We start from the raw sequence: 14803 nt of genomic DNA, 5'->3' as shown, positions 1-14803 counted from the left end.
ATGAAGTGAGCCCATTCAGCCATTAAATAGTAAATTAATGTTTCAAAGGCCTTTCTTTTATTAAAAAATCATTTACCCTCTTAAGCATAAATCTATATACATAAAATTGGTATGAACTCTATGAAAAAATCATTATTAGTTTTCGCGTTAATGACGGCAATAACCGGCTGTACTTCGGCTACAGATGAAACAAGCAATAGCAAGGCTGAAGTTGTTACAGCTGTGCAGCAAGAGTCAGAAAAGCTGGCAACATTATTCGACAATTATTTCACCGACAGTATCGAACTATCACCAATCTCTGGTACTTATGTTGGCTTAAATGAATACAACAATAAATTCAGTGCTCCAATTTCAGCAGAAAGCATTAAAAATGAACTTGAACACGAACAAGCTTATTTGAGTCAAATTGAAGCAATTGATAAATCTAAGTTAGAAGGTCAAGATTTACTTAGTTATGAGATATTTTTGCGTGATCGCAAACTGGGCATTAAGAGCTATGAATTTAATAGTCATTTTATGCCTTTAAATCAAATGTATGGTATTCATAATTCTTTTGCGACTTTAGGCTCAGGCAAGAGTGCTCAACCTTTTAATACGGTTCTGGACTACCAAAACTTTATCGAACGTAGCCAAGGTTTCGTGTTGTATATGGACAGCGTAATTGTATCTATGCGCGAAGGCATTAAAAATGGCTATGTTTTACCAACAGCCATTATAGAAAAAATATTGCCGCAATTATCAGTACATATAGTTAAAGAAGCAAAAGACAGCGTGTTTTATGGTCCAGTAACTATGTTGGCTGATAATGATAAAATTAGTGCTGATGATAAAGTAACAATTACGGCTCAATACGAAGAGTTGATATTAGGTACGTTATCACCTGCTTACGCAAAATTTCATGATTTCATCTTAAACGGGTACTTAGCAAATGGACGAGCAACGGTTGGTTTGTCAGAGCTGCCTAATGGTAAAGCATGGTATGAATATCAAATAGAGAAGAATACGACTCTGCCTTTATCTGCAGACGAAATACATAAGTTTGGCCAACAAGAAGTTGCTCGAATTTTGGCTGAAATGAAACAAGTGAAACAGCAAGTTGGTTTTTCTGGCGATCTAAAAGCGTTCTTTCAGTTTTTACAAGAAGACCCACAGTTTTATTGGAAAAACGAAGCTGAAGTTGTAAAAGCATATACCGACGTTAAAAATGACATTAACTCACGTTTACCGGCTTTGTTTGAAGTATTCCCTCGAGCTGATTATGAAGTAAGAGCAGTTGAAGCATTTAGGGCGGCATCAAGTGCCGGCGCCAGTTATCAAAGCCCTGCCCCTGATGGCTCTCGCCCAGGTGTTTTTTATATAAACACTCACAACTTAAAAGCACAGCCTAAATTTATCCTTGAAACATTGAGCATTCATGAAGCATCCCCAGGGCATCATTTTCAAATAAGCATTCAACAAGAAGTACAAAGCTTACCTATGTTTAGAAAGTTCGGTGGTTACACTGTATTTGCTGAAGGGTGGGCACTGTATGCTGAAAGTTTAGGTAAAGAAATGGGCATGTTTACTGACCCATACCAATGGTATGGTCGTCTATCAGATGAACAACTTAGAGCGATGCGTTTGGTGGTAGATACTGGTTTGCATGCGTTTGGTTGGACTCGTGAACAAGCGATACAATTTATGGTAGATAACTCATCGCTGGCATTAAGTGACATTACTGCAGAGGTTGAGCGTTATATTTCAATTCCAGGGCAAGCATTGGCTTATAAAACTGGTCAACGAGCTATTCGTGAAATGCGTAATAATGCTGAAACCCAATTAGGCGATAAGTTTGATGTTAAAAAGTTTCATACGCAAGTGCTAATTGATGGCGCATTACCTATGCCAATTTTAGAGCGAAAGATTCAATCTTGGGTAGATGAACAGTTGTAGATATTTTTATTACACAGCTAAAGGTGAGCAAACCTTTTAACATCCCTGTTAGGTTGGCATTACTTCGTCCCTGAAGTGAGCCAACCTTATAACATCCCTGTTAGATTAGCATTACTTCGTCCCTGAAGTAAAAATGGTGATTATCTAATTGCCATTTTTTATCTGATTACAAATTACTACATACCTTTTTTATTTCTGCTTTAGACTAGATATCTAAAGAGGCGATAATAAGTAAAGTTTATGAGTATAATTCGCGACAAAAGTAAAGCTCCCCTTACCCTAGTGCAAGACATTGGATTATTAATAATTGCCCTATGCACTATTATGGCAATGGGGATTGAAATGCACTCTATGTATGCTCGCTTAGAAGTAACTCTGGCCGATTTATTATTACTGTTTATCTATTTAGAAGTGTTAGCTATGGTTGCCATGTATCTTGAATCGGGAAAACTTCCTGTGCGGATGCCGCTTTACATTGCCATAGTAGCGTTAGCTCGATATTTAATTTTAGATATGAAAAACCTTGATACAATGAGAATGCTAGCAATATCCGGTGTAATTGCCATTATCGCATTGGCTATTTTTATCATTCGTTATGGCCACTCTAGATACCCTTACAACAAATCTGACGATTCGTTAATTGAATCGCAGTTAAAACACTATAAAAAATAACCTTTGAGCTGTTTTATCTCAGCCCTAGAGAAGGTATATTAAGCATAAGCGCTATGTAAGCCTTAAGCATGCTTACCAATAATAAAAATACTATGGAATAGTTATGTCTAAATTTATTCGATTATCTTCTTTAACGAGCCTGATCCTTCTTACTGCTTGTGGCAGTGGTGGTGGCGGTGGTGATGATGAAGATAATAAGCCTCCTGCAAGTTACTCGTTTACGGTGCAGTCACTGATTAAAAATTCATGCGGTGAAACATCTGCCTATGCTGATGCCCAAGTATTTTTACAAGACGAAAATTGGCAAGTTATCAGTGAACATCCAGTAGATAACGAAGGGCTTGTTGAAATAAATTCAACAAACGATAAAATCAACTTTACAATATTAGCTGCTTATAAAGGTGATAACGGTATTGAGTCATATCAGGCTGTATCTTACTACCAAGTAGACACTGATATAAAAGCGACTTACTACGCGACACATGCTGATAAGTTAGATAACTCAACCTGTGAGTGTATAACTCAAGATGTAGTTTTATCCCACATAAACTCAAACAATATTCAAAATGCGATAAGCTCTGCAGAATTTGAAAGCTATGAGCTAGTTGATGGCGTTACAACCACGTTTAAACAAGTTGAGTCTTGTAAAGTCAAAGGCCAAGAATGGGCAGAACATTCATTTGCTGTTTATGACCTTGAAGAAGGGTTTGTTGGGTTTCATCAAGACTTTTCAGCCACAGATAACGGTTCTTGGCAGGTGTTTGATAATGGCAGTGGTATAGCAGTTAGTTTTAATCGTAAAGATATGAATATGACTACCTCGCAAATATTTAATCAAACTCGTCACTTTACTAAAACAGCACTAGCTGAAACGAATGAAACTATTATCTTTGAGAATCATAAATTTTCTGGCGAAACATTGTATAGCGCTAGTGCAGATTTTATCTTTAAAGAAGAATCTTCACCATTTGGTTCAGTTAGCTTAAAAAGTAGAGAAACCGTATTTAGCCAAGATTATAATGAATCTCTCGCTGTTAAACCAAGTGAAGATGATGAGAACATCGATTACATTACTTGGGCTGAAATTGAAGCATCTGGCGCTTATGATTACTCTAAGGTTAGTAAACACAAAATGGCAGTGATCAGTTATATCTTTGATGCAAAAAATCCTGATACAGAACTTGATATGCCAGTTCTGTGGACATCTTACGGCCCAATCGAAGGGCAACTACCAATGAATACTTTATTGCCTGGTTTTGAAGATATTGTTGATGGCGATACTGATATAGATGTAACCCGAGTGAACTTATTAAGACATCATAGTTTTGATAACTACCAAGAATACATAAACTACTACACTAATCTTGGCCATGCAGATGTTAGTCAACAAATGGATAAAACCAACGATACTGTACATCAATATTTTGTTGAATTAGTTAAATAACAATTAGGCTCAGACTCCAAAAACTAGGGTCAGAGTCAGGTTATTTTAAAATAGAAAAAAGGGGTCAGTACCCTTTACTATTATAAATAGTAAAGGGTACTGACCCCTTTTAAATTTATTGCTTTATTTTTATGGATTAAACGAGCTAAACGCAGCTTCAAAAGCAGTTTCTTGGAATTGCTTTAAACCAGTATCTCTAAAGTCTATTTTCACTTGTGCTTTATTCAACTTTTCTTTGATAATATTAGTACGTACAAGATCTACTTGTAAGTCTTCAATTAACTGAATAGCAGCTTCAATTTTAAAGCCTTGTGAGCCACCAGCAAACTTACCTTTAGTGGCGCGTTCTTTGATAACAACGGCATCAATTTTGTAATCTTCAACTAACTTTTTAAATGCAAATTGAAATTTCTGAATATGCTCAGCATCGGCACCCTTTTGCAGTGCAATTTTTGGCACACGCAAATGAGGAATGTCATACAAATTATCTTCTAATGCGACTAAACAAATTACAGCTTCATCGGCTTTGATTTCTACACCACAAACTCTCATGGTTTCTCCTAATAAATATAATGAACACATTATAATCTAAACCGCAGATTTTTATGTAATTAATTTGCTATACACTAAACTTGTTGGCAATCTAATAAATATACAAATTCCTGAATATAATTTTTAAGGTTAGTCATGAACAAATATTTACTCTCTGCTGCAATTTTTGCAGCCTTGACAGGTTGCTCTCCAGCAGAAAAAACATCTCAACCAAGTGAGGTTGAAAAACTGACAGAAATTAAGCAGGGAGAAGCTGTTAAAGGACCTTCGGAAAAAATAAGTAATGTCGACCCAAAGCTTAATGCAGAATTTGAACAATTTACCAGTGCCCTAATTGAAGAATTTTGGCAATACAACCCTGGATACGCAGTCTATGTGGGTTACTATAAATATGATGATCAACTACCGATTGTTGATGAAAAACGAATTAACGAAGAGGTCGCTTTTACTAAAGACAGATTAGCTACATTAACGGCCTTTGATGTAAGTAAACTTAGTGCGGCTAATGCCAGCGATTACTACATTTTAAAAAACCAAATGGAATCGCAACTGTTTACTGTTGAAGAATTTAAGTCCCATCAGTGGAACCCTGCTAACTACAATGTAGCAGGTGTATTTGGCGTTATTTTAAATACTGATTACAAAGCAAAGGATGATCGCTTAAGAGCAATTTTCCGCCGTATGGAAAATATACCGGCTTATTATGAAGCAGCAAAAGCAAATATCACCATTCCAACTATTCCTCATACAGAATTAGCAATTCAGCAAAACAAAGGTGCAGTAGGATTATTTACTGACACAATTCATGCAGCCATGATTGAATCAGGTTTAAGTGACACAGAAAAAGCAGATTTTAATTTTCGTTTGGCTAAAAGTGCTTCAGCAATAAATAAATACATAAAATGGTGCGAAGATAAATTAGAAGAGCTAAAAGCTAACGGTACCGCCAAAGATTTTCGTATTGGCGAAGCATTATATGAGAAGAAGTTTGCTTTAGATATCTATTCAAGCTTAACTGCAAAGCAACTTTTTGATAAAGCAGTAAAGGAAAAAAGCCGTGTGCTCGGCGAAATGGAAAAGATTGCCGATAAGCTTTGGCCAAAATATTTTGCCGACACTGCAATGCCTGTTGATAAATTAGTGGCAATCAAACAAGTGATTGATCATATTTCAGTTAACCATGTTGAGCGTGAAAACTTTGTTGAGAGCATTCGCGCGCAAATTCCAGAGCTTGAAAAATTTGTCATCGATAACAAATTACTAGCGATGGATGCAGATAAACCTCTAGTCGTACGTGAAACTCCAGTCTATCAGCGCGGATTTGCTGGCGCATCTATTAATGCACCTGGCCCATATGATGCAAATGCCAATACTTATTATAATGTTACGCCATTAGATAACTTCAATGCTGAACAGGCTGAAAGTTATCTAAAAGAATACAATCACTGGTTACTGCAAATACTAAATATTCATGAGGCTGTCCCTGGACATTACACCCAATTAGTACACAGCAATAAATCAAAGTCATTAGTTAAATCTATCTTTGGTAATGGTGCCATGGTTGAAGGTTGGGCAGTTTATACTGAACGAATGATGTTAGAAGAAGGCTACGGCGAGTTTGAACCGGAACTTTGGTTGATGTATTACAAGTGGAATTTACGCACAATCATGAACTCAATCATCGATTACTCTATTCAAGTAAATAACTTAAGTGAAGAAGCAGCGTTAGATATGATGATCAATGAAGCTTTTCAACAGCAGGCAGAAGCTGAAGGTAAATGGCGCAGAGCAACTCTTTCGCAAGTGCAACTAACCAGCTATTTTACCGGTTACTCTGAAATTTATGACTTAAGAGAAGATTTAAAAGAAAAACTAGGAGATGACTTTGACTTAGCCAATTTTCATAACCAGTTCTTAAGTTATGGTAGCTCACCGGTGCCAATCATTCGTCAAATGATGCTGTCCGAGTAAAGCAAATAAACAACTGGCTTCAGTATCAAAGGTCTACCTGAAACTTTAGGGCCTGTAGAACTTTCCAGTTCTACAGGCCCTATTTATTTTTTTTAAATAAAGTTAACCAAAATTAAATTTAAGTAGTAAAATTAACGGCATAAAGCTAAAAGTAACAATTACATAGGATCATCTTTAGTGAAACCAGATTCGTTTACGCAAAAACGTCATTTCATCATTACCCTTGGCAAGCTTTTACATAAGTTTGGCGCGACTGCTTATCGTTTAGAAAATCATTTAAAAAATGTATCACGCTTATTAGAAGTACAAGCGTCATTTGTTATCACCCCTACTTCATTAACGTTTGTACTATTTAATGTTGAAGACCAGCAAGAACATAATTTTATCGTTAGAGTAAGCCCTGGTGGTATTGATTTGGGCGCTTTATCTAGAGCAAATGAACTGGTTAACGAACTAGACTCGGGCCAACGAACACTATCTGAAGCCATTGAACGCTTAAACGAAATCCCTAACAAGCCCTCACCCTATTCTCCATTTCTTACCTTTCTAGGTTTTGGTGCGTCTTCGGGGGCATTTGCCATGCTCATGCATACCTCTTGGAATGATGTACTTTGGTCAACACTACTTGGTTTTATTGTTTTTCTTTTAGTGCTCTGGTCAGAAAAATCTAAAAGTGTTAGCAATATGCTTGAGCCTTTAGCAAGTATTGTTGCAGCAGTAGGCGCCAGCGCGATTACATTAATTGACCCGGCAGTAAATGCACCATTAGTGATCCTATCCAGTATTATTGTGTTTATTCCCGGCCTAACCCTTACTACGGGATTAAGTGAAATTGCTGAACGTAATTTAATATCTGGTACCGCTAAGATAATGGATGCATTAATGACGATGTTTAAGCTTTATTTTGGTGCTATTTTAGGCTTAACGTTAGGAAGCTTATTATGGGGTGGCGTTGAAAAAGTCGACGTTGAACTTGTTCCTTTGTGGACTCAATGGCTTGCAGTATTAACTCTTTCGATGTCTTTGGTGATAATTTTTAAAGCAAGACCTCGTCATGCTTTCTGGGGGATTTTATCTGGATTCATTGCATTTGGTTCAAGTGTTTGGGCAGCTAATTATGTAGGTATTGCCCTAAGTGCATTTGTTGGTTCTTTTGCCGTTGGAGCATATTCAAACCTTTTTGCTCGATTCTTAAAAGCTCCTGCAACTGTAGTTATGCTACAAGGGCTCGTTGTGTTAGTACCGGGTTCAAAAGTATATATAGGGTTAAACTCTATGGTAACTGGCAGCCAAATTGTACAGGCTGATCATTTAGGCTCACAAACGTTTTTAATTTTCATGTCGCTTGTCGCGGGCCTTATTTTTGCCAATGTAGCCGTGCGGCCACGAAGCTCACTTTAAGTATTTAAATTAACTATGTGTATATTATTCATCGCCATTAACCAACATAAAGATTACCCGTTAATCATCACGGCTAATCGTGATGAGTTTCATCAGCGTCCAACAAAGTCGGCTTATTTTTGGCCTTCGCAACCTGAAATTTTAGCAGGACAAGACTTGCAAGCAAACGGGACTTGGCTCGGCTTAAATAGCCAGGGTGATTTTTCTGCCTTAACTAATATAAGAAGTGGCTTAACTCTTAAAGCCGAGGCTAAATCACGGGGCGAATTAGTACAAATGGCGCTGCAACAACCTGACTTAATTAATCAGCAATGGTTACTACAACATAGTCAGAACTATAATCCGTTTAATCTAGTTTATACGCAGGATAATAGTTTGTATTGCTTTAACAGCAGCACTTTGCAACATACATTATTGAACGATGGTTTTCATGCAATATGTAATGGTGCAATGGACGATGTTTGGCCTAAAATGGCTAAAGGTGAAGTACTATTAGAGCAATTAATTAGTGAACAACAAGAGTTACATAGCGAGCATTTATTTGCCATTATGCAAGACCCTACACAAGCACCTGATGAACTGCTGCCAACAACAGGTGTTGGTTTGGAATGGGAACGAAAACTGTCGAGTATCTTTATAAAATCGAACGAATATGGCACACGTTCTACCGCGGTAATATTAAAACATCAAAGTGGCAGCATTGATTTTTATGAACAAAGTTATACAAACAACGCCGACATATTTAATATAAAACAATTTGCCCTCGCGCATCAATAAGATGAATATCAATAAAAAGTGAAAAACATGAATAAAATTTGTATTGTTACCGGCGGCTCTTCAGGGATAGGCTTGGCAATTGTGAAGACATTTATAAACAGTGATTATACTGTATATAATTTAGATATTCAGCACAGTAGTCTTGGCCATTTTATTCAATGCGATATGAGTGATGTGGAACAAGTACATCAAGCCATTACACAAGTTATAAGCAAAGAAAAGCAGATTGATGTTTTAATTTCTAACGCCGGCATTCACCGTTCAGCCAATATTGAGAATACTTCAGAACAGTTGTTAGATGAAGTATTTTCCTTAAATGTTAAAGGCGCTTATGCGGTTACTAAAGCGGTTATACCATTGATGAAAAAACAAGGACTAGGTAGCATTATTTATATCGCATCCGATCAAGCAATTATTGCTAAAACAAACTCTTTTGCCTACAACTTATCAAAACATGCATTAGCGTCTATGGCAAAAACTACAGCGCTTGATTATGCCAAATACAACATCCGTGCTAATGCTATCTGCCCGGGGACTATTGAAACTCCGCTTTATCACAATGCCATTGATAAATACTGTAATGAAAGCGGAGCAAATAAAGCTGACGTTCATGCTGAAGAAGCAGCATTACAACCGTTGAATCGATTGGGTCAGCCAGAAGAAGTGGCTGAATACGCTTTATTTTTAGCAAGCGAGAAAGCTCCATTTATAACTGGTAGCTTACAACTAATTGATGGCGGTTATACGACAGGCTAGCTCTAAGCTAAAAACTCAATAATTATGAATAAATTCATTGATCCACATCTGCATCTGTTCAACTTAGAACAAGGCGATTATCATTGGCTAGAAGCAAGTAATCCACCTTTTTGGCCGAACAAGCAGCTAATTAATCGTGACTTTGGTGAAAATGATTTAGTCATAAAAAGTCACTCAGAGTTAGCAGGATTTGTTCATGTTGAAGCCGGCTTCGATAACGACAAACCAGAGCGAGAATTAGCTTGGCTTGAACAACACTGTACTAAACCATTTAAAAGCATCGCTTTTGCAAATATTTGCTCGGCTGATTTTCATAGCCAAATACAAACATTACTGCAATACACTTCGTTTATTGGTATTCGCCATATTCTAGACGAGCAAGCAGAAACAATTCTTACTCATCCCAAAACACTTGCCAATTTAAAGCTTTTGGAATCATTAGATCTGATTTTTGAATTACAATGTGATTGTTCAAATTTGGCTATAGTCAAACAACTTTCAACTCACCTATCTGTATTGCCTAATTTAACCATAATCATTAATCACTGTGGGACAACGAGCGAGAATATTCTAAATGAGCAATTACATAGTGGCTTAACAGCTCTTGCCAAGCATAAACGTTGTTTTATTAAGTGTTCCGGTTGGGAAATGCGAGATAATAATTGGCAGATAGAGATACTAGCGCCGCTTGTAAGCTCTGTAATTACTATTTTTAGTGAACACCGAGTGATGTTAGCCAGTAACTTTCCGGTGTGTCTGTTTAGTTTTAGCTATTCGCAATTATGGCAGCACTATACACAGCTTGATGGTTTCTCTAGCCAAACCCTAGAGGCACTGTGTTTTTCCAATGCCGCTAAAGTTTATAAGCTTTTTACTTAACTTGAACTCACCTTGCAAAATTCAGGTTACTTAACTTCCACTCTAGGTGAACGCATCACCACTTCATCGTTAAGCTCAATACCAATACCGGGCTCTTCAGAAACTTGGAAGAAGCCATCTACAGGTTGAGGATCTTGGATACATAATTCGCGGTTCCATGCTTTAATCGCATAAGTATGATGCTCGTGAATTAAAAAGTTTGGTATAGCTGTTTCTAGATGCAATGATGCCGCAGTTGCCACAGGGCCGCCACAAACATGAGCTTGAATACGGATATCGTAAACGTCAGCATAATCACATACTTTTTTAGCTTCAGTAAAACCGCCGCACAAGCCAACATCTGGCTGTAGAACATCAATACTTTGATCTTCAAAATACGGTCTTACATCCCAGCGATGATACAAACGTTCACCTCCGGCGATAGGCACATTGACATTATCAGAGACTTTTTTATGAACCGCAGAATTTAAATAATTCACCGGCTCTTCGTACATCATACAACCGACTTCTTCGACTATTCTGCCCATTTGAATTGCTGATGCAGCACCCATTAGTGAATGCGATTCAAAAATAATATCTACATCGTCACCAACAGCATCACGAATGGCTCTTAAACGATCACCAAATAAACGCATTTGTGGATTAGTAAATAACTTAGTACGATCAAACGAAGAACTGCCATCGTGGTTATATACGATAGGATCAACTTTTACCGCATCATAGCCTTCGCTCATCGCTTTTAATGCCGCTTCTGCATACTCTTCAGGTTGGATAAGCTTTTTGCATTCTTTATCCCAATCAAACTGTAATTGGCTAGCATAAGTACGTAACTTATCATTCACTTTACCGCCTAAAAGTTGATAAACCGGAACACCTAATGCTTTACCTTTGATATCCCAAAGAGCTGTATCGATAGCACTCATTGCAGAATAAAGAACAGGCCCGCCGCCTAACCCCCAAAAACTTTCTCTGAGCATACGCGACCACAACAGCTCAGTATTAAATGGATTAAAACCAATTAATACCGCCTCGCTTATTTCTTTAATCATCGCAGCAGCAGCACTATGTCCCCAGTCGTAAGCTAATCCTGCCTCGCCAACTCCAGTAATGCCCTCATCGGTATGAATACGAATAAATACAGGGTTCCAACCTGCTCGGTCTGGGCATTCAATATCAAAAATTTCTACGCGGGTGATTTTCATGGAGTCTCCATTGAGGATTTTATGGGTTAAATAAATTTTTACGGTTTAACGTTAATATTCGGTACTTATTATAGAAGGAACTAGGAACTAGGAACTAGGAACTAGGAACTAGGAACTAGGAACTAAATATAGCCCCGATATAAGTTGTTGACGAGAACTATATTCCATCAACCGCTCTTGCTCTTAGTTTCACGTTTCTTTTAATCTCGTTTCTAGTCTTCTACTTTGCAAAACCAGGATCTAATCGATACGCTTTGCGCATCATCGCTGGCCATGACTTTTGCCCGCCAGTTGATCCTGTATGTACTATGTTTGCTTGTTTAATAATATTATCAACAATAGGTTGGTCAACCATGATTAGCTCTTCGCCACTTGCTTGTAACATTAGTTGAATTTCACAAGCACGGTTAAGATCGTACATACGCATAAAAGCATCACCAATTGTAGCACCAAGCGTTAAACCGCCATGATTTCTTAATAACAAATGATTATTGGTGCCTAAATTTTGCTGTAAACGCAACTTTTCTTCAGGGTTTACCGCCAAGCCTTCATAATCGTGATAACTCATTGAAGCCATAGAAAACATTGAATATTGGCTTAAAGGCAATAAACCTTGTTTTTGTGATGCAACTGCTATGGTCGAATTGGTATGTAAATGCATAACGCATTGGCTATCATGACGAACTTCATGGATAGCGCTATGAATGGTAAAACCGGCGGGGTTAATGTCAAATTCACCACCGTCAAGAATATTACCGTCAATATCTATTTTGACTAAGTTTGAAGCCGTTACTTCATCAAAAGCAACGCCAAAAGCATTAATAAGGTAATGTGCAGTGTTAGGAATTTGTGCTGAAATATGAGTATAAATTAAATCATCCCAGCCAAAATGCGCAACTAACCGATAACATGCAGCTAAATCTAACCTGGTTTGCCATTCACTGTCACTTACTTTACTTTTTAGGTTTCTTTCGGGTAAATCAAACAACTTAATCGCCTTAGGTTTTGTTTAAAATTAAAGGTAGTATACATTTTCGTATACTAGTAATCATTGTTACAGCAGAGTAAACTTATCCTTAGTAAAATTATACCCTTGGAACCAATGAATGTTGAATAAAGTATTCTCAACTATTATATCTATCTGCATTATTAGCTCTGTGAGCAACAGCGCAAACGCAATTGAATATAAACTTCCCAAAGATAACAGTAGATTAGTTGGTGAAATCACCAATTACACTGTTGTAAAAGGCGATTATTTTCAGCAATTAGCGCAAAAATTTAACGTCGGATTTTTAGCGTTAATGGAAGCTAACCCTGGTGTTGACCCTCTACGACCTGAACCGGGTACAGAATTAATTATACCAACACAACTTATACTGCCTTTCGGTAAGCATAACGGTATTGTTATTAATTTGTCAGAACTGCGTCTTTATTTTTTTAATAACAAGAACAATTCTGTTCATGTTTTTCCTGTTGGCATTGGTAAAATTGGTCACTCTACTCCAACTTTAATTAGCGAAATAACAGAGAAGCGGACCAATCCAAACTGGTTTCCAACTGCCGACACTCGTAGAGATTACTTTAATAAGCATGGGGTTGAAATGGCAAAAATGGTTAAAGCGGGTCCTAACAACCCATTAGGTGATTATGCTATGCGTATTGGCACTAGTGCTTATTTGATTCATGGCACTAATCAACGGTTCGGTATAGGCATGCGCGCAAGTTCAGGCTGTATTAGGATGAACCCTGAAGATATTGAATGGCTATTTAAGCAATCTGCGCCAGGCACAAAAGTAAAAATTATTAATGCACCAATAAAAATGGCTTATGTAGCACCGGATAAACGACTTATCGAAATTCATTCTCCACTGTCAGATAATCAAGGGAATGTACCAAGCCTATTGCCTGTTTCCAAAGGGGTGAAGACATTTATTGGTTCTGCTGAGGATGATCTGGAGTTATTAAAAGAATTAATATCTCAGCCGAAAGGGATCCCAGTGGAGTTATAGAAACAAAAATTCCCAAGCGGAGAGAATCCAGTTGGGAATTTATAATCAAAAAAAAGTCCGAGTAATTTCGCCCTTAGGGGATTACGTCCGAATAAATTCGGACCAACGAACTTTAGGGTTTACTTTTTATAAGAGCTAACTACGTTGTCTACACGCTCGTTCGCTTTTGCTGCTTCAGCAGCAGCCTCTGCTGCCATTTCTTTAGCTGCTTGCGCTTCAGCTGCATTTTCTGCATGAGCAGCTTTCATTCCTGCATGATCACCAGTTAAACTTTCTACTTGTGCAGAAAGGCTATCAACTTTAGTGTTTAAATCAGCAATGCTTTGATTAAGTTCATCATTATTAGCACAACCAGTTAACCCTAGTGCTAATATAACTCCTGAAAGAGTGATTAATTTGTTATTCATCCTTTGACTCCAATTTTCATAGTAATTTAACTGAGAATACAATTAGTATTCTAAATCAGTATGGCATAAATATTAAAAAAAACAGATTTTTATTGTTACTTTTTAATGGTTTGCTAATTTTTTTGTCTAAATTATTAATGGTATTAGTTAATTATCTAGGATTGGTAGACCTAAATCTTCTTTAACGTTTTCGATCACTACATAAGTATGGGTTTGTGAAACGCCGGGCAACTCAACAATCATTCCTAGAACATCACGATAATTATTCATATCAATTACTCTAAGTTTTAATAAATAATCAAAACCACCAGCCACCATATGACACTCTGCCACTTCTTTAATGTTAACTACTTCATCACGAAACTGATTAAATACATCGGCAGTGGTTCTATCTAACGTCACTTGAATAAATGCTGACATGCCAATATTTAACAATTGTGCATCAAGCACGGCGCCATAACGTTTAATAAACCCTTCAGTTTCTAATCGCTTTACTCGATCTAAGCAAGGGCTTGGACTAAGATTAACTTGCTTAGCAAGTTCAACATTAGAAATACGCCCTTGTCGTTGCAAAGTGTCTAATATCGTTAAATCTATACGGTCAAGTGTTCTACTTTTGTAACTCATTTAGTATTTTATAGTGCATTTATTTACAATTTCCAAATAATACACTGAATTAAAGCGAATTTCACCAACACATTCTGTTGTTATTTCATTAAAATTCAAAAATTATTTTACGCTGAATACTTAGCTATTCAAAAACTAGAATTACATAATTTATTTTGTTTATGAACTCACCCT

General features: G+C 37.1%; 14 protein-coding genes. 9 read left to right on the top strand and 5 right to left on the bottom strand.

The annotated features are described in order from the left end of the window. The first annotated feature begins 111 nt into the window (after positions 1–111). From RGQ13_RS03335 to RGQ13_RS03325, 3 genes are all read left to right on the top strand, one after another. Positions 112–1932: a DUF885 domain-containing protein gene (locus tag RGQ13_RS03335; protein WP_348392142.1), complete on the top strand. Its 1821-nt coding sequence runs from the start codon at positions 112–114 to the stop codon at positions 1930–1932. A 240-nt stretch (positions 1933–2172) separates the two neighbouring features. Next, complete coding sequence (locus tag RGQ13_RS03330; protein WP_348392141.1) at positions 2173–2604, top strand: phosphate-starvation-inducible protein PsiE; 432 nt, start codon at positions 2173–2175, stop codon at positions 2602–2604. A 103-nt stretch (positions 2605–2707) separates the two neighbouring features. Further along, positions 2708–4048, top strand: coding sequence for a hypothetical protein (locus tag RGQ13_RS03325; protein WP_348392140.1), 1341 nt, complete (start codon positions 2708–2710; stop codon positions 4046–4048). 129 nt (positions 4049–4177) lie between these two features. Here RGQ13_RS03325 and RGQ13_RS03320 read toward each other — a convergent pair whose 3' ends face one another. Further along, complete coding sequence (locus RGQ13_RS03320; protein ID WP_348392139.1) at positions 4178–4600, bottom strand: DUF3010 family protein; 423 nt, start codon at positions 4598–4600, stop codon at positions 4178–4180. A 135-nt stretch (positions 4601–4735) separates the two neighbouring features. Here RGQ13_RS03320 and RGQ13_RS03315 point away from each other — a divergent pair, with 135 nt between their 5' ends. The 5 genes from RGQ13_RS03315 to RGQ13_RS03295 all read left to right on the top strand — a co-directional run bounded on the left by RGQ13_RS03315 (position 4736) and on the right by RGQ13_RS03295 (position 10384). Beyond that, positions 4736–6571 carry a DUF885 domain-containing protein gene (locus RGQ13_RS03315; protein WP_348392138.1) on the top strand — a complete coding sequence of 612 codons (1836 nt, stop codon included), beginning with the start codon at positions 4736–4738 and terminating at the stop codon, positions 6569–6571. A 177-nt stretch (positions 6572–6748) separates the two neighbouring features. Continuing rightward, positions 6749–7972, top strand: a complete 1224-nt coding sequence (locus tag RGQ13_RS03310; RefSeq protein WP_348392137.1) for a threonine/serine exporter family protein — start codon at positions 6749–6751, stop codon at positions 7970–7972. A gap of 15 nt (positions 7973–7987) precedes the next feature. Then, positions 7988–8749: an NRDE family protein gene (locus RGQ13_RS03305; RefSeq protein WP_348392136.1), complete on the top strand. Its 762-nt coding sequence runs from the start codon at positions 7988–7990 to the stop codon at positions 8747–8749. A gap of 27 nt (positions 8750–8776) precedes the next feature. Next, the gene (locus RGQ13_RS03300; protein WP_348392135.1) at positions 8777–9505 is read left to right on the top strand and encodes an SDR family NAD(P)-dependent oxidoreductase; all 729 of its coding nucleotides are present in this window, start codon (positions 8777–8779) and stop codon (positions 9503–9505) included. Positions 9506–9529: 24 nt separating this feature from the next. Then, positions 9530–10384 (top strand): amidohydrolase family protein, encoded by an 855-nt coding sequence (locus RGQ13_RS03295; RefSeq protein ID WP_348392134.1) that lies wholly within the window; start codon positions 9530–9532, stop codon positions 10382–10384. A 26-nt stretch (positions 10385–10410) separates the two neighbouring features. Here the strand turns inward: RGQ13_RS03295 and RGQ13_RS03290 are convergent, their stop codons facing one another. Then, entirely contained in the window at positions 10411–11586 is a 1176-nt protein-coding gene (locus RGQ13_RS03290; protein WP_348392133.1) for a mandelate racemase/muconate lactonizing enzyme family protein, read from the bottom strand. Positions 11587–11806: 220 nt separating this feature from the next. Continuing rightward, positions 11807–12574: a class II aldolase/adducin family protein gene (locus tag RGQ13_RS03285; RefSeq protein WP_348392132.1), complete on the bottom strand. Its 768-nt coding sequence runs from the start codon at positions 12572–12574 to the stop codon at positions 11807–11809. Between the two features lie 118 nt (positions 12575–12692). On the opposite strand from RGQ13_RS03285, the gene RGQ13_RS03280 reads away from it, so the two are divergent. Next, the gene (locus tag RGQ13_RS03280) at positions 12693–13595 is read left to right on the top strand and encodes a L,D-transpeptidase family protein (RefSeq protein ID WP_348392131.1); all 903 of its coding nucleotides are present in this window, start codon (positions 12693–12695) and stop codon (positions 13593–13595) included. A 119-nt stretch (positions 13596–13714) separates the two neighbouring features. Here RGQ13_RS03280 and RGQ13_RS03275 read toward each other — a convergent pair whose 3' ends face one another. Continuing rightward, positions 13715–14002, bottom strand: coding sequence for an Lpp/OprI family alanine-zipper lipoprotein (locus RGQ13_RS03275; protein WP_348392130.1), 288 nt, complete (start codon positions 14000–14002; stop codon positions 13715–13717). Positions 14003–14149: 147 nt separating this feature from the next. Further along, positions 14150–14629 (bottom strand): winged helix-turn-helix transcriptional regulator, encoded by a 480-nt coding sequence (locus RGQ13_RS03270; RefSeq protein ID WP_348392129.1) that lies wholly within the window; start codon positions 14627–14629, stop codon positions 14150–14152. Between the last annotated feature and the right edge of the window lie 174 nt (positions 14630–14803).

The sequence above is a fragment of the Thalassotalea psychrophila genome (assembly GCF_031583595.1).
Taxonomy (GTDB): Bacteria; Pseudomonadota; Gammaproteobacteria; order Enterobacterales; family Alteromonadaceae; genus Thalassotalea_A; species Thalassotalea_A psychrophila.
This window is presented reverse-complemented; position numbering and strand designations above follow the sequence as displayed.

What these genes read in the sequence shown, in the direction of transcription:
- RGQ13_RS03320 (WP_348392139.1), bottom strand. Translation starts at nt 4,600, where the DNA reads ATGAGAGTTTGTGGTGTAGAAATCAAAGCCGATGAAGCTGTAATTTGT.
- RGQ13_RS03315 (WP_348392138.1), top strand. Translation starts at nt 4,736, where the DNA reads ATGAACAAATATTTACTCTCTGCTGCAATTTTTGCAGCCTTGACAGGT.
- RGQ13_RS03280 (WP_348392131.1), top strand. Translation starts at nt 12,693, where the DNA reads ATGTTGAATAAAGTATTCTCAACTATTATATCTATCTGCATTATTAGC.
- RGQ13_RS03335 (WP_348392142.1), top strand. Translation starts at nt 112, where the DNA reads ATGAACTCTATGAAAAAATCATTATTAGTTTTCGCGTTAATGACGGCA.
- RGQ13_RS03305 (WP_348392136.1), top strand. Translation starts at nt 7,988, where the DNA reads ATGTGTATATTATTCATCGCCATTAACCAACATAAAGATTACCCGTTA.
- RGQ13_RS03330 (WP_348392141.1), top strand. Translation starts at nt 2,173, where the DNA reads ATGAGTATAATTCGCGACAAAAGTAAAGCTCCCCTTACCCTAGTGCAA.
- RGQ13_RS03270 (WP_348392129.1), bottom strand. Translation starts at nt 14,629, where the DNA reads ATGAGTTACAAAAGTAGAACACTTGACCGTATAGATTTAACGATATTA.
- RGQ13_RS03275 (WP_348392130.1), bottom strand. Translation starts at nt 14,002, where the DNA reads ATGAATAACAAATTAATCACTCTTTCAGGAGTTATATTAGCACTAGGG.
- RGQ13_RS03325 (WP_348392140.1), top strand. Translation starts at nt 2,708, where the DNA reads ATGTCTAAATTTATTCGATTATCTTCTTTAACGAGCCTGATCCTTCTT.
- RGQ13_RS03300 (WP_348392135.1), top strand. Translation starts at nt 8,777, where the DNA reads ATGAATAAAATTTGTATTGTTACCGGCGGCTCTTCAGGGATAGGCTTG.
- RGQ13_RS03295 (WP_348392134.1), top strand. Translation starts at nt 9,530, where the DNA reads ATGAATAAATTCATTGATCCACATCTGCATCTGTTCAACTTAGAACAA.
- RGQ13_RS03290 (WP_348392133.1), bottom strand. Translation starts at nt 11,586, where the DNA reads ATGAAAATCACCCGCGTAGAAATTTTTGATATTGAATGCCCAGACCGA.